This window comes from Sphingobacterium sp. WOUb80 (assembly GCF_050058145.1).
Classification (GTDB): Bacteria; Bacteroidota; Bacteroidia; order Sphingobacteriales; family Sphingobacteriaceae; genus Sphingobacterium.
Map to the genome: position 1 here is coordinate 4,543,712 of NZ_CP165617.1, position 18,912 is coordinate 4,562,623.

General features: G+C 39.6%; 15 protein-coding genes. 4 read left to right on the top strand and 11 right to left on the bottom strand.

Annotated elements, in window-relative coordinates; translation table 11 throughout:
- Positions 1-37: 37 nt before the first annotated feature.
- Positions 38-562, bottom strand: coding sequence for a ribosome maturation factor RimM (gene rimM / locus AB1Z56_RS18875; RefSeq protein ID WP_309365606.1), 525 nt, complete (start codon positions 560-562; stop codon positions 38-40).
- Positions 563-680: 118 nt separating this feature from the next.
- The gene (locus tag AB1Z56_RS18880; protein ID WP_075994449.1) at positions 681-1,202 is read right to left on the bottom strand and encodes a 30S ribosomal protein S16; all 522 of its coding nucleotides are present in this window, start codon (positions 1,200-1,202) and stop codon (positions 681-683) included.
- Positions 1,203-1,645: 443 nt separating this feature from the next.
- Between AB1Z56_RS18880 and AB1Z56_RS18885 the strand changes: the two genes are divergently transcribed.
- Together AB1Z56_RS18885 and AB1Z56_RS18890 are read left to right on the top strand one after the other, a co-directional pair.
- Entirely contained in the window at positions 1,646-4,996 is a 3,351-nt protein-coding gene (locus tag AB1Z56_RS18885; protein WP_309365604.1) for a UvrD-helicase domain-containing protein, read from the top strand.
- A 7-nt stretch (positions 4,997-5,003) separates the two neighbouring features.
- Positions 5,004-7,883, top strand: coding sequence for a PD-(D/E)XK nuclease family protein (locus AB1Z56_RS18890; protein ID WP_309365602.1), 2,880 nt, complete (start codon positions 5,004-5,006; stop codon positions 7,881-7,883).
- A 94-nt stretch (positions 7,884-7,977) separates the two neighbouring features.
- Here the strand turns inward: AB1Z56_RS18890 and AB1Z56_RS18895 are convergent, their stop codons facing one another.
- The 3 genes from AB1Z56_RS18895 to AB1Z56_RS18905 form a co-directional block, all read right to left on the bottom strand.
- The gene (locus AB1Z56_RS18895; protein WP_293900965.1) at positions 7,978-8,847 is read right to left on the bottom strand and encodes a cupin-like domain-containing protein; all 870 of its coding nucleotides are present in this window, start codon (positions 8,845-8,847) and stop codon (positions 7,978-7,980) included.
- Positions 8,848-9,288: 441 nt separating this feature from the next.
- Complete coding sequence (locus AB1Z56_RS18900) at positions 9,289-10,059, bottom strand: uroporphyrinogen-III synthase (protein ID WP_075994453.1); 771 nt, start codon at positions 10,057-10,059, stop codon at positions 9,289-9,291.
- A gap of 11 nt (positions 10,060-10,070) precedes the next feature.
- Positions 10,071-11,042: a DUF4271 domain-containing protein gene (locus tag AB1Z56_RS18905; RefSeq protein ID WP_309365600.1), complete on the bottom strand. Its 972-nt coding sequence runs from the start codon at positions 11,040-11,042 to the stop codon at positions 10,071-10,073.
- Positions 11,043-11,165: 123 nt separating this feature from the next.
- Between AB1Z56_RS18905 and AB1Z56_RS18910 the strand changes: the two genes are divergently transcribed.
- Positions 11,166-11,744, top strand: a complete 579-nt coding sequence (locus tag AB1Z56_RS18910) for a DNA-3-methyladenine glycosylase I (protein ID WP_309365598.1) — start codon at positions 11,166-11,168, stop codon at positions 11,742-11,744.
- A 111-nt stretch (positions 11,745-11,855) separates the two neighbouring features.
- Here AB1Z56_RS18910 and hpt read toward each other — a convergent pair whose 3' ends face one another.
- Positions 11,856-12,395 (bottom strand): hypoxanthine phosphoribosyltransferase, encoded by a 540-nt coding sequence (gene hpt / locus AB1Z56_RS18915; RefSeq protein WP_309365596.1) that lies wholly within the window; start codon positions 12,393-12,395, stop codon positions 11,856-11,858.
- Positions 12,396-12,422: 27 nt separating this feature from the next.
- The gene (locus tag AB1Z56_RS18920) at positions 12,423-14,597 is read right to left on the bottom strand and encodes a transglycosylase domain-containing protein (RefSeq protein ID WP_426789863.1); all 2,175 of its coding nucleotides are present in this window, start codon (positions 14,595-14,597) and stop codon (positions 12,423-12,425) included.
- A gap of 305 nt (positions 14,598-14,902) precedes the next feature.
- Between AB1Z56_RS18920 and AB1Z56_RS18925 the strand changes: the two genes are divergently transcribed.
- Complete coding sequence (locus tag AB1Z56_RS18925) at positions 14,903-15,967, top strand: Mrp/NBP35 family ATP-binding protein (protein ID WP_309365592.1); 1,065 nt, start codon at positions 14,903-14,905, stop codon at positions 15,965-15,967.
- A gap of 83 nt (positions 15,968-16,050) precedes the next feature.
- On the opposite strand, the gene AB1Z56_RS18930 is transcribed toward AB1Z56_RS18925, so the two are convergent.
- The 4 genes from AB1Z56_RS18930 to AB1Z56_RS18945 all read right to left on the bottom strand — a co-directional run bounded on the left by AB1Z56_RS18930 (position 16,051) and on the right by AB1Z56_RS18945 (position 18,539).
- Positions 16,051-16,818 (bottom strand): exodeoxyribonuclease III, encoded by a 768-nt coding sequence (locus AB1Z56_RS18930; protein WP_309365590.1) that lies wholly within the window; start codon positions 16,816-16,818, stop codon positions 16,051-16,053.
- Positions 16,819-16,892: 74 nt separating this feature from the next.
- Positions 16,893-17,651, bottom strand: a complete 759-nt coding sequence (locus tag AB1Z56_RS18935; RefSeq protein ID WP_309365588.1) for a peptidylprolyl isomerase — start codon at positions 17,649-17,651, stop codon at positions 16,893-16,895.
- A gap of 56 nt (positions 17,652-17,707) precedes the next feature.
- Positions 17,708-18,055: a hypothetical protein gene (locus AB1Z56_RS18940; RefSeq protein ID WP_293900934.1), complete on the bottom strand. Its 348-nt coding sequence runs from the start codon at positions 18,053-18,055 to the stop codon at positions 17,708-17,710.
- A gap of 37 nt (positions 18,056-18,092) precedes the next feature.
- A complete protein-coding gene (locus AB1Z56_RS18945; RefSeq protein ID WP_309365585.1) occupies positions 18,093-18,539 on the bottom strand; it encodes a low molecular weight protein-tyrosine-phosphatase in 447 nt (148 codons plus the stop codon).
- Between the last annotated feature and the right edge of the window lie 373 nt (positions 18,540-18,912).

Consider the following 18,912-nt stretch of genomic DNA (forward strand, 5'->3'; position numbering starts at 1 on the left):
GTATATCGTTATTCATTTGAATAAGCTCGGGGATAGCTTATTCTTTATAGAGATCCACTAAACCCTCTGGCAATTCGACTTCAATGATCTGCTCTTCACCATCGATTCCTAAGATTAAATCGTCCGATAAAGGGAACATCAGCTCTTTGCCATCCATATCGACTGTTGCGACAAATTGTTGCGGAAATTCCTGAACATCTGTTATTTCACCCAGTTCACCATGGCTTTCATCGATCACTAAAAAACCGATTAAATCAGTATACCTAAAATCATCTGGATCGCGCTCAGGCATTTTATCATTGGATAGATATAATTTTTTACGAACGAGTACCTGAGCCTTATCGATATGATCTACATCCTCAAATGTCACATAAGCTGTACTATTTTTTTGAAATTTAATCGTATCAACAAAATAGGGAACAAGCTTTTTGTTGACTTCTACGAAGACAACATCCATATCCAGACTCTCGTATTCCTCGAATTCAAAAAACAATTGTACCTCTCCTTTAAGACCTCTTGTTTTACTGACATAACCGATGTAAAAGCTTTGATCAATAGTCATATTTTCGTATTTAGCAATTAGATGTGAGACATGATTTGGCAAACCATTTGCCTATTGGCTGTTTCAAAAAAAGCCGGCTCAAGATTGAGTCGGCTTTCTCGAATACTTTATGAAAGAATTAACCTTCAGTTTCTTCTGATGCAGGAGCTTCAGTCTCTTCAGCAGCAGTTTCTTCCGCTACAGGAGCATTTTTAGCAGCTACAGCAGCAGCTTTTTCTTCTTTTTTCTTAGCTTCAGCTACTAAAGCAGCTTTTTTAGCTTCAGCTTTAGTTTGTGCTAAACCATCTTTTTTACCAGAGATTCTTGCATCATTAGCTTCAGTCCAAGCTGTAAATTTAGCTTCAGCAGCAGCTTCATCAAAAGCACCTTTTTTCACACCACCTTGCAAGTGTTTCTTGTAAAGAACACCTTTGTAAGAAAGGATAGCACGAGCTGTGTCAGTTGGTTGAGCACCTTTATTCATCCAATCCAAAGCTTTTTCAAAATCCAAAACGATAGTTGCTGGATTTGTGTTTGGGTTGTAAGAACCAATACGTTCGATGAATTTACCGTCACGTGGAGCGCGAGAATCCGCTACGACTACGTGGTAAAAAGGACGTCCTTTTTTACCGTGTCTTTGCAATCTGATTTTAGTTGCCATTTTTTAATTTTATTTTATGTATTCAACATATCCCCCGAGCTTCATGCTAGAGGGGATGCAAAGATAGTTATTTTTTTTTAATCATCATTATTATTTGATAAAAATTCACTGAAAACGACAGGGTTAGCTTCTTTCAGTATCCGCTTTTAGGCTAAACACCGCCCCTGTTCTCCAATGTTTTGTTCTTGCTATTCAGCAGTTAAAATAAGTCTTTAAAAATCAGTGTACAAAATAGCCTTTCTCCTCAAAACCTTCATGACTTCGCAGACACCAACAGCAATGAAAGCAAACTGAAGGTTCTTCCTGGCCAATAAGATCAGGCACTTTCAGAAAAAAAGGGCTATTTTACGAAATGTAAACAGGATGAACCGCTTGTGTATTTTGCCGGCGAAATTGTCTTCGACATTTTTGCCAATTCACTTTTTACTTTATACCTTCATTCTATGAAATCTGTTGCGCCATTAAAAATACTTAAAGCTTCGGCCGGTTCGGGAAAAACCTTTAGCTTGACTTTGCACTATCTCACTCTCCTGCTTTCCAACGAGCATAGCTATAAAGAGATTTTGGCTGTAACATTCACCAATAAGGCAACTGCGGAGATGAAGGAACGTATACTTTCGGTACTCCATGGTTTGGCAACAGGCAATGCCAGCGCTAAAATTGAAGATTTCAGAAAGCTTTTACTCGAGCAACAGCCCGATTGGAATCCACATCTCGTACAAGAGAAAGCTTATCGGGTCTATCGTCGTATTCTACATGACTACAGTCATTTTACGATCAGTACAATCGATGGTTTTTCTCAAAAAGTCATTCGTGCATTTACTTATGAACTCAATCTTGATGCAGCTTATAAGATTGAAATGAATGTCAATAAAGTGAAAAATGACCTCACAGTCATGCTGAATCAATTGCTGGATGAACGCCCCGATCTCCTTGACTGGATTATTGCCTATGCGGAAAAGAAAATAGCAAAAAATGAAAATTGGAACTACCGCCAACAATTAATGGGCCTGGCAAGCCTTATTTTTTCTGAAAATTTCCAAGAATTTGATGGTTACATCAACTCCGCCAATCCAAAGGAAGTCTTTAATCTCCTTAATCAGGAGGTTGAACAGAAGATAAACTCCTTCACCGAAGCACTCTCTATGACGATTGAAGCGTTTAGTGAAACGTTCAAGAAATTTAACATCTCCGAAAGTGACCTAAAAGGCAAATCGCGCAATAAAATAATATCCGCTAGCAAAACCAACAAAAAAACAGAAAAACTGAGCGCTTCTGAAATCGCCAAAGTATTGGAAAAATATCTCCAATTGATCGACAATGAAGATGCATTTACGGATAGTGACAAAAATATACGCCATGATCTTATCGCAGCACTTAGCCCCATCCTGGCATCGTTCCAAAAGCTACACGATAACCTGTCGGCTTATATTGCCTATCAAGCAGTACAGAACAATCTCTATTACCTACGCTTGCTCAAGGAAATGAGCGACTTACTGACACAGTGGCGACGGGACAATGGGGCTCAATTAATTTCCGATTCGCAGATTCTATTAAATAAACTCGGACTTGATGAAAATAGTGATCCCACATTTATCTGGGAGAAAATCGGCAATCGCTTCAACTACTTTTTGTTCGACGAATTTCAGGATACCTCGCGGATCCAATGGAAAAACTACAGCCCCCTATTGATCAATGCATTAGCAGATGCCAGAGGCACAGTCAGCGAACACCTGATTGTAGGTGATGTTAAACAAAGTATCTACCGCTGGCGAAACGGGGATTGGCGTATCCTCCTGCAACAGGTCGAGCAACAGGTTGGCCAGGCCTTTCACCTGGATGAGCATGGCAAAACGACTTTTATCGAAAACGGAAGCCTCGACACCAATTTTAGAAGTCTTCCGAATATCATTCAATTAAACAATTATCTGTTTAGCAGTATTCCCCAGCACCTGCAACAGGTACTGAATGAAAAAGTATCCGAAAGCCTCGATGAAGAAGGTAAACAGTGGTGGGTTTCTTCTGGCAATGATCAGATGCTTGTCAAAGCTTATGAAAACAGCCAACAGGAAGTCCCTAAACATAAAAAAGGAAACCTTGACCAATTAGGATCCATTGAGATCTCCTACATCCCCGTTACTGATGGGCGTTACAGAAGAAACCAGGTTATTGAGGAATCGCTTGTACAACTATGTCAGAAAATAGGTGACTGGCTCCGTAGCGGACGTTATCAATCACAGCAGATCGGGATTCTGGTGCGGAGCAATGCGCAAGCCAAATCGGTCATCCAGAAACTCATGGACTTCAAAAAAGAACAGCAGCTTGCATTTGAAGTCATATCCGGTGATGCGCTGTCGCTGGCGAGTAATGATGCCGTATTATTGTTGATCGAAACTTTGAAAGCGCTAGTCTATAATTCGGATAAACATACCATCCATAAAGCAAAGATGGTCTATCTCTATCAGCATATACAAAATAACACAATCGATCAGGATGCGTGGTTAAAATTTGCTGTCAATGATATCCATGCTCTTAAAGCCTATCTCCCTGAGGCGCTGATTGACTCCTGGGAAATGGCACAGAAACAGCCTTTGGTTCATTTGATTGAAAAGCTTATTGAAATCTACGGTTTCACAACCATGGACAACATTCATCTCCCCTACCTCCTCGCATTCAAAGATATGATCTCAACCTTCTCCACCAACGGCGAACGTGGAATTATACAGTTTCTGGAATTCTGGGAAGAAGATGGTAATCGGGCCGTGCTCCCTTCCAACGGAGAAATTAATGCGATCGAAGTAACCACAATCCACAAATCAAAAGGGCTGGCTTATGATGTGGTGATGATTCCTTTTTGTTCCTGGGATCTCGACGGCATGATCAATGGCGATTTTTGGATCGAGACGTCAGATACACCCTTTGCTCAATTGGGAAAAATTCCAATTAAATATACTTCCACCGTCGGAAAATCTGTTTTTTTCAAACAATACTTTGAAGAGATGCTGTTCAACTACATGGATGCACTCAATACATTCTATGTGGCAACAACCCGCGCAGTTGAGCACCTTTATATTACAGCTCCGTCCTTTAAAGAAACTGTTGATAAAAAGACGGGCGAGATTACAGGCTATGATATGAAAGACGAATATATCAGCGATGTACTCTATCAGGTCTTGGATACCCCGATAGCTCCGTTTGCACTGGAAGAAAAAGGTGTATACATCGACCAAACGATCGAACAAAAAAAACATCAGGCTCAAAAAGACAATATTATTTCGCTGAGCCATTATCCTATTTCCAAAGAATTGGAAATGGCCTTAGAAAAATCGAGCTCACGCAGCATCAATGATATCATGATGCTAGAAAAAGCGGCACAGTACGGTATATTGGCCCATGATATTATGGCTCAGATTTCAAAGGAAGAAGATATCCATAAACTAGTCCGCCAACTGATCCAAGAAGGTATTCTCTCCAAAGAGGAAGAACCCTTTCTCATGCAAGAGATCAATCAGATCTGGAAACACCCCATGATCAATAAATGGCTTACCGGAAATTATAAGATCTGGAACGAGGCGAGTATCATTACCGCCAAAGGTGAGACCATCCGTCCTGATAAAGTCTTCACCTCAGAAGAAGAAACAATCGTCCTGGATTTCAAGTTTACACAAACAGACTATATCGGACATAAGTACCAAGTCGACAACTATAAAAAGAATTTGGAGAACCTTGGCTATAACAACGTTAAAGCCTATCTCTATTATGCGAAATCAAATCAATTAACTGAAGTAAAATAATAGCACGATGCAGACAGCCTTTCTAAAATTAGTAGCAGCAGACATTCAAAAACGTTTTGGGAACGATCTGAGTGAGATTGCCATCGTGTTTAATAATAAACGGCCGATTACCTACCTCAAAAAACATCTTTCCGAAGTGTATGGACAGGCGATCTGGTCACCTCAGTTTTTTACAATTCAGGAATTTTTTAGACTTTCGACCGACGATACTGAAGCAAGTCCTCTAGCACAATTTTTCCATCTTTTTAATATTCATAATGAGCTATTGATCGCAGAAGGCAAACAGCCGGAAACATTGGAAGAATTTTATCCAATTGCAGAAATTATATTGAGCGACTTTGGCCAGCTGGATTATGATCTCGTCCCCATCGAGCAGATCTATTTAGAACTTTATGACAATACCAAAATTGATATTGCTTTTCAACATCTCACGCAAGAACAGCAAGGATTTATCCGTCAGTTTTGGCAGTCCTTTTCTATTGCTGGGCATAGTGGGGTCCAAGAACGCTTTCTGCAGCTCTGGAAAAGATTGCCCTTTCTATACGATCGTTTCAAAGAAAAACTTAAAGCAGAGGGGCAAACCAATTATCCAACAATTTACCGCGACCTGGTTGAAGGCAAGGCTACAAATCAGCAATTTGCATCTTCTTTTCAGCACATCCTGTTTGTCGGGTTTAATGCGTTGAATAAGGCCGAAGCGAAGTTATTCAGACAATGGCAGGATCAGGGTCGCGCATTATTCTACTTCGATGCAGACGCTTATTACCTAGAAGACAACATGCAGGAAGCAGGCCTCTTTATTCGTCGCAACATCTTTCAGACAGGCTTGGTCAATGCACTGGGTGATAGCCCCAATATTATTGGAAATAGAAAATCCACCGTCAATCTATATGCGAGTACGGGGAAAATAAGCCAGACAAAATTGCTGTATGATATCCTCGAACAGCACAACAACACGGAACAGACTTCCGCTATCCTGCTGGCCGATGAAAACCTGCTTGTACCTTTGCTGCAAAGCCTGCCGGACGTAAAACCCAATATCACGACGGGTTATCCACTGACGCAATCTCCAATTTATGGCATACTGGACTTATGGATGGAGGTGCATTTGGAAATATCACAGTTCAAACGGCGAAAGATCTCCTATCAGGTTATCGAGACTTTCATCAATCATCCGCTGACAATGGTTCCATTGGCAGATAAGCTGCAGATTCAACGGGAAATCGCCGACAAACAGTTATTTGAGATCGCTTTGGAAGAACTTCATTTCGAGAGCGCTTTGCCCCAATTTTTTGTTCCAATTGAAAATTCTGCCTATTTGATACCATCGCTCATCCTACTCGTTGATGATCTTTTACATGGCATTTCTTCCCAGGAGCGAATCCGCCAAATTGACAACAACCTCCTGATCGAGACAAAGAAAACGCTAAACCAGCTACTTTTAGGTTTTGAAACCGTAGCTCCTTTAAGCATCAGCTTTCAGATCGGCTTGATTAAAAAAGCCATTGCTCCAATAAATTCGGCCATAGAAGGTGATCCGCTCGAAGGCATCCAAATAATGGGTCTCTTGGAAAGTCGTTGTTTAAATTTTGACAATGTCTATATCCTAGGAGCAAACGAAGGCATTCTTCCCAAGACTTCCAACTCACCTACCTTTATACCCAATAGTCTAAGAAGTGCTTATGGACTCCCTATATTGGAGAATCAAGATGCCCTTTCAGCCTATTTATTTTATCGCCATTTTCAATACAGTGAAGGAATACATATTTTCTACAATGGCTTGGTTGACGAGAGCTCAACGGGTGAAGAAAGTCGCTTTATCAAACAGTTGGAATTTGAAAGCAATTTTAAATTTGACAGAAGAATTCAGCAGCAGACCATCCAATTTGCAGATAAAGCTCAAGAAATTATTATCGAGAAACGTGGCGAAGTCTGGGAAAAGATGTATCAGGACTTTATCGTTAACCAGAAAAAGATATCGGCAACAGCACTTACGACATACCTACAATCTCCTTTGCAGTTTTTCCTGAAACATATCGCCAACATCAAAGAACCACCTTCGATCTCCCAGGAATTTGAGATGAATAAGCTGGGAACAGTCATTCATAATGTAATGGAGCGCATATTTCTGCCATTCAAGGGGCAACAGGACTTTACACCGACGAGTATCCTGCAAGGGCAGATCGACAAGATAGAGGCACATGTCATTCGTGAAATCGGCATTCAATATCAGGTCGAATTAAAGGCGGCAAATGATTTAAACAGTTTGCAGCGGATCATGCTGAAGATTGCCTGCGAATATGTCAAGATGTATCTCGAATATGACATCAACAACTACAAAGCATTTCGGATTATCGAACTCGAGAATGATAACGACTATATATTGCCTTTCCCCCTTCAAATCAATGGAGAGGAACGACAAGTCTCGCTATACGGCATCATCGACCGTGTAGACGAGGTCATAACACACGACGACCGCATCATCAGTAGAATTGTCGATTACAAAACAGGAGGGGATTCGATCATATTTAAAGAAATCGATCAGGTATTTGCTCCAAATACCGAAAATAAAGCGATGGTCCAAACGCTATTCTATGCCTATGTATTCGAACAGAAAACAGGAAGAAAACAACTTGAGCCTCATCTCTATGTCGCGCGCAAAATGCGGGAAGAAGGGACATTATTCAGTGGTAAAGAGGGAATAATGACCGATGAATTCCTTGCTTTCCAGAAAGAGAATTTTGTCAGATTCTTGCGAGATATTCTTCAGGAAATCTTCAACCCAGATATTCCATTTCGACATAATCCGGACACGGTAGTTTACCCAAGCGACCCTTATACCCTATTCTATCGGGAAGCCAGTAAATGGGCTGATGCAGAAGAATGAATACAGCAAAGGCTCTAAGGAGAGATCAAACTAAATCCTTTATATAAAATATACTTAAAAACAAAAGGGGACATTTTAAAGTCCCCTTTCTATATTAACGTTTGTTTCTTTTAATTGCATTATTGGCTCGACGTTTTGCTGTGTTAATTTTATAGTGGAACCAATGGTCTTTAAAGATCTTTCGCATCGTATTATCAAAATGCCTTGTGATAAACAGATTACGCGCGCCTTTCAATTTCTCACTGATCGAATTTGCTAAAGCCCTAACAGAAATCGAGTAGCCCTCCGTTTCATATTGAATATAATGCCACCATCCTGCTGGCATGTATAAGGTCTCTCCAGGATGGATTACCGCTTCGTAGCCGTCCAGGTACTTAATACCAGGATACTCCTCTTCGCTGCTATATTTTGGATTGGCAATACTATGAAAGTTGTACGGCAATTTATACATCAAATCAGATTGATCATTCGGAAAAAGCCAGATACGTTTTAATCCCTGGAACTGAGAAATAAACACGTGTGACATGTCAATATCAAAATGATTACGGGTACTTGAACCCTCTCCACCAAAAAACATAAATGGCAACCATTGCAAGACCTTGCCTCCTGTCACATCGTTATAAATAACATCGTGTTTCAGTTCAGGACGTATTTTGAGCAGATTGAACAAAAACAACCGCAATTCAGTAGGTTCTTTTGTAATCAGATCCAAGTATTCTGCAAATGTCATATGGCCAACAGGGGCACTGGCAGCACGGTCCATTGACTCCTCCTCTTTTCCGTAGACATCTATTTTTATATCTCCTGCAATTTCCTTAAAGTAATCATAACTCCATTTCTTCCACGCTGGACTTTCTGCACTGATAAAATCTGATATAATGACAGGAAAACCTGGTTTCAGATAATTTTTTAAGAAGTCCTCTGATCGAATGCCCGAAATTTTATCAACTTGCTTTAACTTCACGACTGACTAATTTTGCTTAATTACAAACATAAAAAAAATATTTCTATCAAATTTTAAAAATACGGCCTAGACCTTATTTTTAATTGGAATAAATTACCCCAAGCAATTTAATAGAAATATACTTAAAATCTCAATGACCTACGTCACTTTTATTACATTTTAACACGATTGATCTCTCCCGAAGTCATTTTTGTACCCTACTGAACACAAATAGGCCGCCTCTTTTCTAACCCCTTGTAGCCTATAAATAGAAGCATATCAGCGGGTAAACTGTCAAATCTGGCCAAAAGACAGCAATCGTGTCGATCCAATACGGAAAGGTAAAGTCTGCAACAACACCAACGGAAAAGTGCATAGAGCCTTCCGGACTTCCAACTTATTAAATAACAAAAAAAGGGTCTTAAAAAACCCTCTTTTTGTTATTTACCTTATGCTAGGCTATTACTTATTTACTTTTTTGATATATTCTTCAACAGCCATTGTCATACTAGGCGCTTTTGGTGTCGGAGCTGGAATATCTAAAATCAATCCATGGTCTAAAAGTGCCTGCTGGGTTGATGCACCAAATGCAGCAATCCTGGTATTGTTCTGTTTAAAGTCCGGAAAGTTATCATATAAAGACTGCACACTGGAAGGACTAAAGAACACGATAACATCGTAGAAAACATCCTTCAGATCAGTCAAATCACTTACAACAGTTCTAAAAAGAACAGCCGGCGTAAACTTATAGCCATTTTGCTGTAACCAATTACTTGTTTCCTCATTAGCAACATCCGAGCATGGGAATAAAAAATTCTCTCCTTTGTGTTTTTTCAACACCTCCTCAAGATCTTTTGCGGTCTGTTTACCAAAGAAAATTTTCCGTTTCCTATATTGAATATACTTTTGAAGATAGAGGGCAATTGTTTCTGAAATACAGAAATATTTCATTTCTGCAGATACTTCAAATCGCATCTCTTCACAAATTCTAAAATAATGATCTACAGCATTTCTGCTTGTAAATATTACCGCAGAATAATCTGCTAAATTAACCTTATCCCTACGCACATCTTTGGCAGGAACTCCTTCTACGTGTATAAAACCTCGAAAGTCTAATTTTAACCCGTATTTCTTTGCTAAATCATAATAAGGGGACTTATCGTTTTCAGGCTTTGGTAAAGTCACCAGTACACTTTTTACCTTCTTTGCTCTTTCTACGTCTGAAGTTTGCATATTAACCAGTTTTAGCTCAATAATCTTAACAGTATTAATATTGGTGCTATTTCTAGGCAACAAAGGTACAAAATTAAATAGGAAATTGAAAATTTATACATGGACATAATATGAGCCGCTGTCTTAAGAAACCGATAGAAAAAGAGCAAACCGGCTCCAACAATGGCCAAATGCAACACAACACCGACCGATGTCAAGGGAACAAGGCTCAAAATTAATAACACAGGAAGCATTAAAAAAAGTGTGTTGAAATAGATCAGATACAACACCGTCACATATTCTTTTACTAACTTTCTAATTTCAAAAACAAAGGATAAGAATCTGATAAATCCGATTTTTAACGCGAACAAACCACCAACCATTCCTACAGTCTTCATATAATTAGGGAAAGTAATAAAATCGAATCTATTCAATTCATACGCATAAAATAGACTTACAAATAAGCCTATCGCTCCCGAAAATAATATAAATAGAAATATAAATGGCCAAGATGTCAAGATCGTATCCTCCTTACTCACAGACAATAAAACACGATCATCCCAATACCCCTGAAAGACCAATTTAATATCTGAAGGAAAAAATACCCGAATCATCCCAACCCCCAAAATTAATGCGAGAACCGTAAATAGGATCCAGTTTTCACGATGAACCTTGAGCGTTCCATATTGCCGATCCAAATTGCTGTACCTCAATTCCCCCTGAAAATACTGCCGTACATCAAAATTATCAATGTTATGAACCATTAGTCCTTTCTCTTCCACGGTTACAATTCGATATTGATTTTGTAGTGCTGGATTCAAGGATTCCAAAACTTTCTGGCTGGGTGAAATAACGGAATCTTTTACAGCATTTAGACTATCAGCCGCAACTGTGCTGCTTTGAATAACAGCTCGCTGCGCCCGCCGCTGTGCTTTCAATCCCGATATTGAAAACAGCAGAAATAATACAAATAGAATATGATATTTGAAGATTGTTACGCTCATTAAAATGAATTGTCTCTTAACGGCAATGAGATGCTCAACGACCGTCTACATTCGAAACTCTTTAATTGTGGTCGTAAAGTTAGGATAAAAAGTTATATTGCGTCCAAAAAATCTTCATAGAACATGTACAAAGAGATTACACGTTGCCAATGGTGCGGATCTGACGAGCAATACGTTGCCTATCACGATAAAGAATGGGGGCGGCCAGTCAGAGACGACAGAACCTTATTCGAGTTTTTAGTACTGGAATCTGCTCAGGCGGGCTTGAGCTGGATTACTATCCTCCGTCGTAGAAACGCCTACCAGGAAGCTTTCGCTAACTTTGATGTCGATGAGGTAGCGGCGTACAGCAACGAAACTGTCGAACAGTTACTCAAGGAATCCGGTATTATCAAACATCGCAATAAAATTGAATCAACTATTGCCAACGCACAGCTTTTCAAAAAAATCCAGGTTGAATATGGCAGTTTTTATAACTACCTATATAGCTTCCTACCTGAACAGCAGCCCATCGTAAACCATTGGCCAAGTTTGCAGCATGTACCTGCTACTACGGAGATTTCAGACAAAATAGCAAAGGACATGAAGAAAAAAGGGTTCAAGTTTTTTGGATCTACCATTTGTTATGCCTATATGCAAGCCGTTGGCATGGTCAATGATCATATTGAAACCTGCTCTTTTAAATACGAGCAGATATCATAACATCTGAAACCAGTATTCAACTGTCCTGCGCTGTGATAGATCCACAGCGCAGGACAACAAGAACATCGTGGAAATTGCTCTCCTTCACAAGCCCGAGAGTAGGCGGAATTTTTAAACCGGTATATTTTTATAGATATCAGGAAGATTTCGACAAAGACCGTTAAAGTCCATCCCATACCCAACCACAAATTCTTTACTTATTTCAAAACCAACATAGGTCAATTCCTCGAAATGATACTGCAGCGCCTCCGGTTTCACCAAAAGTGCACAGGCTATAACACTAGCTGGATTTAATTTTTTCACAGCATCTAAGGTATGCTTAAGTGAATGCCCGGAATCAACAATATCTTCCACAATAATCACATCGCGCCCCTCCAGATCGATACCGAGCCCCAAAAGCTCGTTCAGTTCAGATTGGCCTGTTCCGATATAAGAAGCCAGCTTAATAAATGACATTTCACAAGGAACTTCAATTTGCTTAAGCAAATCTGCCATAAACATAAAGCATCCATTCAAAACGCCTATAAACACAGGTTGCTTGTGTTCATAACGCAGGCTTATATCAATCCCCATCAGGCGAACACGTTTCTGAATTTGTTCCTCTTCAAATAAAGGTTCGAAAAGCAATCCGTCAATTTCTATCTTTTTCATCCTAATATTGTTCTTTCGTTACAGACACTACTTGTGTGCGTCATTTTCTTTTTCTTCCTTTTTACGTCCCAAGATCTTGTCAAACAGCGATCGCTTTGGTTTCTCCTGTTCAACAGCTTCCTCATCTTTCTTTTCCGTAAGATCCATCTTTTTTAATTTCTTGGGAACAGATACACTCTCGAGATTATCTGTAGGAGAATTGCTATCGAGCTGATCGAACAACAATGGATCGTCTCCCATATCAAATACATCAACAGAATCCACCACGGCCGGTCTAGCTGCACGCAGATGCGGCTGCAGAACAACCTCATAAAAACCATAATTTGAAGTTGTTGAATCCACGCTAATCTGCCCTGTTTTGGTCATAATATGACCATAGGTATTAAAATAGCGCAACATATTCCCTTTCAGATGCCCTGTCCAGTCAAAAAAGTTCAGACCCTTTTTAGGTCGCGGAACAATACTAGACAAAAATATACTTTCACCAAGCCCTAGCTGTGCCGGTGTTTTCCCAAAATAATAGCGTGCTGCTTCGGTAATACCATACACATTATTTCCCCATTCGATGACATTCAAATAGACCTCATACATGCGTTTTTTGCTAACTTGCTGTGAGCGTTCCATGAGCCATACCAGCAAAATTTCTTCCAGCTTCCGCACAACGGTCTTATTCCGATTTAGAAACACATTTTTTACCAGTTGCATTGATATCGTACTCGCCCCGCGCTTAAATCCTTTTTCCTTGATATTTGTAGCAATGGAGAGCTTAAAAGCCTTCTCCTCAAAACCCTTGTGCTTAAAGAAAAATGGATCTTCAGTATTGATCAAACTAATCTGCATATAACGGGATATTTGATCTAGCGATGTAAAATTAGGATTTTGAGGTCCAACGACAATTTCCCGCATCGGCTTACCATCTTCATAAGCCGTATACGTGAAAGGTGTATTTAGCATCGCAATATCAGCCTCGCCCCATTTAACGACTTTTAAATCCTTATCATCCATTTTGGAAGAGAAAAGAAGCTTTTCGGGCTTTTTTAATTCGAGAGCAAAGTTTAGATCATATTGAATATGCCCCTCTACTTGAATACCGTTTAAGCCTGGAAATAATCCAACTGGCATGGCATCAAAAAAGTGCTGTGCCTCGATCTTGTCTGTATGAATTGCGAGGAAGAGCTCTTTTTCCGGCTTGTGCACATATTTGAGATAAGGAGAAAACACAAAATCTTTGACCTGAACGGTACTTTCTTTACTCACTTCAATCGATGATGCCCCAATATTCAGTGCCCCTTGCATGACGGCCTCAGGAAAGATGACATCTTTACTAGAAATACGCCAGTGATTTAATTTCAAATTTTTAAAGCCCCATTGCCCATGCAATTCCAGTAATTCCTTATTCCTTCTGTGAGCTTTGTCCAAGCGGAATGATATTTCATCAAAACTGACTGCAAGACCAAATTTGCGTTGCAACAAGGGAAGATTGACCTCCTTTTTATCAGAAAAAAGGCGAAGGTCACATTCTTGATTATCCGAATCTATTGTTCCAGTCAGATTCCAGGCCGCCTCATGGTCATTTAACAAGAACTTGGTTTCCATATCTCCACCGTCGATCACAGCGGAAGGAATAACAATGCGCTGTGAAGTACTGTCATCGCGATAAGAAAGCTCAAGATTTTTGAGATCAAGATCATTTGGAACCTTAAAAAATACATTTTTCAATAGTCGATCTGCCAGAGCGGCTAGATTCTGTTTTGGGTTATCATTTTCTACCGTATCTTTTTTCTGCTTCTTGAATAAGAAATCGTAGTTACTGATCGAATCTTTTTTAACAAGAGAAACTGCCCCATTGTCCAAAATAACCTGTCCTAACTTCACATCTCCAAATAACAAAGGCCACAATTTTACAGACACTGTCAAATCATTGATTTGTGCCAATTGTTCCCGATGTTTAGGTAATAATTGTATATTTTTAAATTGCACGGCATTAATTCCCTGGAAGGCATAATATTGGATCTTCAACTCCATATCATACTTTTCAAGCAACTTTGCTTTCGCTTTGTTGATTGCTCCCATGAGCATGGCATCTCTTTTCTGATAAGCATAGGTACCAACTGCAATAGCCAAAACCAGAATAGCAGCTAGAGCAATATAAAGCCATCGCCACTTGCGGGACTTAAAAGATGTTATAAATCGATTGGACATAATTATTACTTAATGCAAATTCGTGCATATCAACAGTCAAACTTAGATAAATTTGACTGCATATACAATTATAATTAACTGAAACCATAATGGCCTTTATCCCTATCTACGGGAGTATAAAATTATTCAGATGATCTTCTGAAAACACTGCTGTGTCAATTACCCCTTCATGTGGCAGATCGTTTCTCTTACCTAAGGAGTGGGCATGTAATACAACATTCTTAATCCCATTAAAAACAAAGAAATGACATGAAATTGATCTGCAATGAGTAGTTTTGTAATCCATGATTACAAATGAATAATAGATGGTTACCAAAGAACAAATATTAAATGCATTATCCTATGTTGAAGAGCCTGATTTGAAAAAGGATCTTGTAACATTGAATATGATTCAAAATATCGAGATCGAAGGCCAAAAAATTTCTTTCGATGTCATTTTAACGACTCCAGCTTGTCCACTTAAGGATCATATTGAGCATGCCTGTCGAAATGCCATAGCGCATTTCATCGATAAAAATCTCGAAGTCCAGATCAATATGACTTCCAATGTGATCGGAAAACAAGGCGCACAAGTATCGGGTATTAAAAACATCATTTTGGTATCTTCAGGCAAAGGTGGAGTTGGTAAATCTACTGTTGCAGCCAATCTTGCTCTTGCTCTCCATGCTAAAGGTGCTAAAACAGGACTTTTAGATGCAGACATCTATGGACCATCGCTTCCGATTATGTTTGGATTGGAGGGCGCTAAACCAGGTTCAGTAGAAATGCCGGACGGCCAGGTTAAAATAGAACCACTTGAAAAATTTGGATTGAAATTACTTTCAATAGGATTTTTCACCGATCCAAACCAGCCTATTCCATGGCGTGGTCCAATGACTACATCAGCAATCAAGCAGCTTTTTAACGATGCACATTGGGGTGAACTGGATTATTTGGTCGTTGATATGCCTCCAGGCACCGGTGACATCCATATCACCGTATCACAAACATTCCCTATTGCAGGAGCTGTCATTGTCACAACTCCACAGCACGTTGCCCTGGCTGACGCTGTCAAAGGAATTGGAATGTTCTTAATGGATAGCATCAATATTCCATTATTGGGCGTCGTGGAAAACATGGCCTATTTTACACCAGCAGAATTGCCAGAGAATAAATATTATATTTTTGGCAAGGATGGGGGGAAACGTTTGGCAGAAGAATATAAAGTTCCTTTCCTCGGTGAAATCCCTTTGCTAAAAGGCATTTCTGATGCCGGAGATAATGGTTTCCCAGTTGCCATAGATACCGAAGATCCTGTAACGAAATCATTTTTAACGATTGCAGAGAAAGTTGCCCAGCAGCTTTCCATTATCCATAGCCAGGGGAGATAGTTAGTTAATAATGCGCTTTTGCGCTTCACCATAAAAAAAGGCTTTCAACAGATGAAAGCCTTTTTTTATGGAATGCGATCTAATTAGAGAGCAAGCTCCAGTAATACAGGACAATGATCGGAATGGACAGCATCCGGAATTATACTCGAAGATTTGATTTGTTCTGCCAAAGGTTTTGAAACCATATTATAATCAATACGCCAACCCAGGTTTTTCGCACGTGCTCCAGCACGGTAACTCCACCAGCTATAATGGTGCGGATCGGGATTTAAATGACGAAAAGAGTCGATATAACCCGAATTAATAAAATTCTCCATCCATTCGCGCTCTTCCGGAAGAAATCCCGAAGAGTTTGCATTTGATTTTGGATTATGAATATCAATGGCACGATGACAGATATTATAGTCACCGCAAACGACCAAATTCGGCTTTTCGACCAAAAGTTTATCGCTATATAACTGGAAATCCTCCAGAAAACGGTATTTAAAATCCTGTCTCACATCGCCGGTTGTGCCGGAAGGAAAATAAGTACTCATGACCGAAACCTGATCAAAATCAGCACGTATGATACGTCCTTCAAAATCATAATCCTCATGGCCACAGCCATACTCAACATGCTTAGGCGTCATCTTGGTAAACAAAGCAACACCGCTATAGCCCTTCTTTTGAGCCGGATACCAGTAATGTTCATAACCCATTTCCTCCAACAAGGCTATTTCGGGAATCTGATCAGGTGTAGCTTTAATCTCCTGCAGACAGATGACATCTGCATTTACAGTTTTTAACCAGCCCAGCCAATCCTTCTTTAAGGCTGCACGTAAACCATTCACATTATAGGTTACTATTTTCATTTTTTGAATATTGTGATACTAGATAATAAAAACGGAAAACTCTTCAATTCTTGATTTTGCGAATCATAACAACATTAATAATCCTTAGAAGAGAACAGATCACCGATTTTAGAAAAGAAACCCGTTTGAGGTTTTAGTCCTTTTAGTTCTCGTTCCAAGTTTAATGCTTCTCGTCTCGTCAACACGTGCATGCTCATCTTTTGATCGACTTCCGGCCTATCATGTTTATCTGTTTTTACAGCGGCAATCTGATCGATAACATCCACTCCTTTGACCAACTCGCCAAATACGGTATAATTCCAATCCAAATGAGGCGCGCCACCAACAGTCGTGTAAGCCTGACGCTGTGCTTCCGAAAATTTCTTACCATTCATTCGTGTTTGCTCCAAACGATCGAGGTCTTCAGGGGTGAATACTTTTCCCTGAACAAGATAAAACTGAGAACCCGAAGAAGCCTTTGCCGGATTATTATCTCGGGCCGCTCCGATAGTACCTTTTTTGTGGTATAAACCATCCTGAATCTCTGCAGGAATTGTATACCCTGGTCCTCCATTACCCAATTGAGCACCGCCAACGGCATTTCTTGAATCAGGATCACCACCCTGAATCATAAAATTCTGGATGACGCGATGGAACAAGGTTCCGTCGTAGTATTTACTTTGTGCCAATTTGACAAAGTTATCCCGATGTTTTGGCGTCTCATTATACAACCGCAGCACACAGGTGCCCTTGTCAGTAACGATCTGTACATATTTAAACTCGGGTTTGGCGGCAAATGCCAATACCTGCAAAAAACAAAATACTGCTACTAAACTAGCCTTTAAAAATTTCATCTGTTAATAATTATATGTTGTATTGAATGCACACGTTTCCTGAATTGTTTGATTCCCTAGATAACGTTTAATTCTTCAAAATAATCTATGATCAAAGACTTCATGATCAATTCTTGTTCTAAGAGTGTATAGTTGGGAATAGGTTTTACCAATTCCCAATGTGGCCAACCTTCTTCATCAAGTCCTTTGAGGTTATAAAATCCCATCGCGCTGAAAAGACGACAGGTCGCAATATGCATCAATTCTTCCTTTTCCCGTTTTGAGAATTTTTGGGCACCTTTGCCCAATTCCTGAACACCAATAAGGAATAAACAGACCTTGATGTCAGGCTTTTCCATATCGAATAGAGAAGCAATTTCTCCCTGTAAGATACTCCACTTCTTGTTTACTTCTGCTGCCTTCATTTTTTTGTTTTAAACAAACTAAGATAAATAAATACACTTATGCCGTTGGATTCCCTCCTTTGACAATAACCTCTGTACAACGCTGATCAATCATCTGAAAAACGGGATCAAACAAATTATCGTCAAAATACGGATCAGGAACAACATCGTCTCCTAAAAACAATTTCACTTTGTTTAGGTCTTCCTTATCAATCACCTGGGCGCATACATCTTCATAGTTTTGTCTATCCATCACAAATATAAGATCATATTCGGCAAAAAATTGCGGCTTGAAATGTCGTGCGCGCTGACCAGAAATATCGACACCATATTTCTTTGCAATTGCTATAGCCCTACGGTCGGGTGCTTCCCCAATATGCCAGTCACCTGTACCAGCCGATTCAACGACCCAGTTTAATTGATTATCCGCAACTTTTTGTTTCAATATACCATGTGCAAGGGGCGAACGACAAATATTGCCCAAACAAACCATTAAAATCTTCATCTCTATAATTTTAAAAAACTATCAAACAATAGTGATACTTCTTATGCGATCCAACGAAACAAAGAACGCTATTATCTCCCATAATCAGGCTTCCACGCTTGTCAATAGCAAAATGTGTAATAAATCTTCAGGCCAAACCGGCTCAGCATAAAAAGTACTGAAGCTGTTTCGGCACTTCATTCCGCAAAATAGCTAAACTAAAATTATTAAGGAAACAAGCGGCTTAAAATTGACCTACTTCTTACCAAGTACCCTAGCTTTCCCATAAAACCTTCATGACTTCGCAGACACCAACAGCAATGAAAGCAAACTGAAGGTTCTTTCTGGCCAATAAGATCAGACACTTTCAGAAAAAAAAGGTGGCCTAACCTTA

Excerpts from the sequence above, each read along its gene's own strand:
- rimM (WP_309365606.1), bottom strand. The coding sequence starts at position 562 with ATGACTATTGATCAAAGCTTTTACATCGGTTATGTCAGTAAAACAAGA.
- AB1Z56_RS18880 (WP_075994449.1), bottom strand. The coding sequence starts at position 1,202 with ATGGCAACTAAAATCAGATTGCAAAGACACGGTAAAAAAGGACGTCCT.
- AB1Z56_RS18885 (WP_309365604.1), top strand. The coding sequence starts at position 1,646 with ATGAAATCTGTTGCGCCATTAAAAATACTTAAAGCTTCGGCCGGTTCG.
- AB1Z56_RS18890 (WP_309365602.1), top strand. The coding sequence starts at position 5,004 with ATGCAGACAGCCTTTCTAAAATTAGTAGCAGCAGACATTCAAAAACGT.
- AB1Z56_RS18900 (WP_075994453.1), bottom strand. The coding sequence starts at position 10,059 with ATGCAAACTTCAGACGTAGAAAGAGCAAAGAAGGTAAAAAGTGTACTG.
- AB1Z56_RS18905 (WP_309365600.1), bottom strand. The coding sequence starts at position 11,042 with ATGAGCGTAACAATCTTCAAATATCATATTCTATTTGTATTATTTCTG.
- AB1Z56_RS18910 (WP_309365598.1), top strand. The coding sequence starts at position 11,166 with ATGTACAAAGAGATTACACGTTGCCAATGGTGCGGATCTGACGAGCAA.
- hpt (WP_309365596.1), bottom strand. The coding sequence starts at position 12,395 with ATGAAAAAGATAGAAATTGACGGATTGCTTTTCGAACCTTTATTTGAA.
- AB1Z56_RS18920 (WP_426789863.1), bottom strand. The coding sequence starts at position 14,597 with ATGTCCAATCGATTTATAACATCTTTTAAGTCCCGCAAGTGGCGATGG.
- AB1Z56_RS18925 (WP_309365592.1), top strand. The coding sequence starts at position 14,903 with ATGGTTACCAAAGAACAAATATTAAATGCATTATCCTATGTTGAAGAG.
- AB1Z56_RS18930 (WP_309365590.1), bottom strand. The coding sequence starts at position 16,818 with ATGAAAATAGTAACCTATAATGTGAATGGTTTACGTGCAGCCTTAAAG.
- AB1Z56_RS18935 (WP_309365588.1), bottom strand. The coding sequence starts at position 17,651 with ATGAAATTTTTAAAGGCTAGTTTAGTAGCAGTATTTTGTTTTTTGCAG.
- AB1Z56_RS18940 (WP_293900934.1), bottom strand. The coding sequence starts at position 18,055 with ATGAAGGCAGCAGAAGTAAACAAGAAGTGGAGTATCTTACAGGGAGAA.
- AB1Z56_RS18945 (WP_309365585.1), bottom strand. The coding sequence starts at position 18,539 with ATGAAGATTTTAATGGTTTGTTTGGGCAATATTTGTCGTTCGCCCCTT.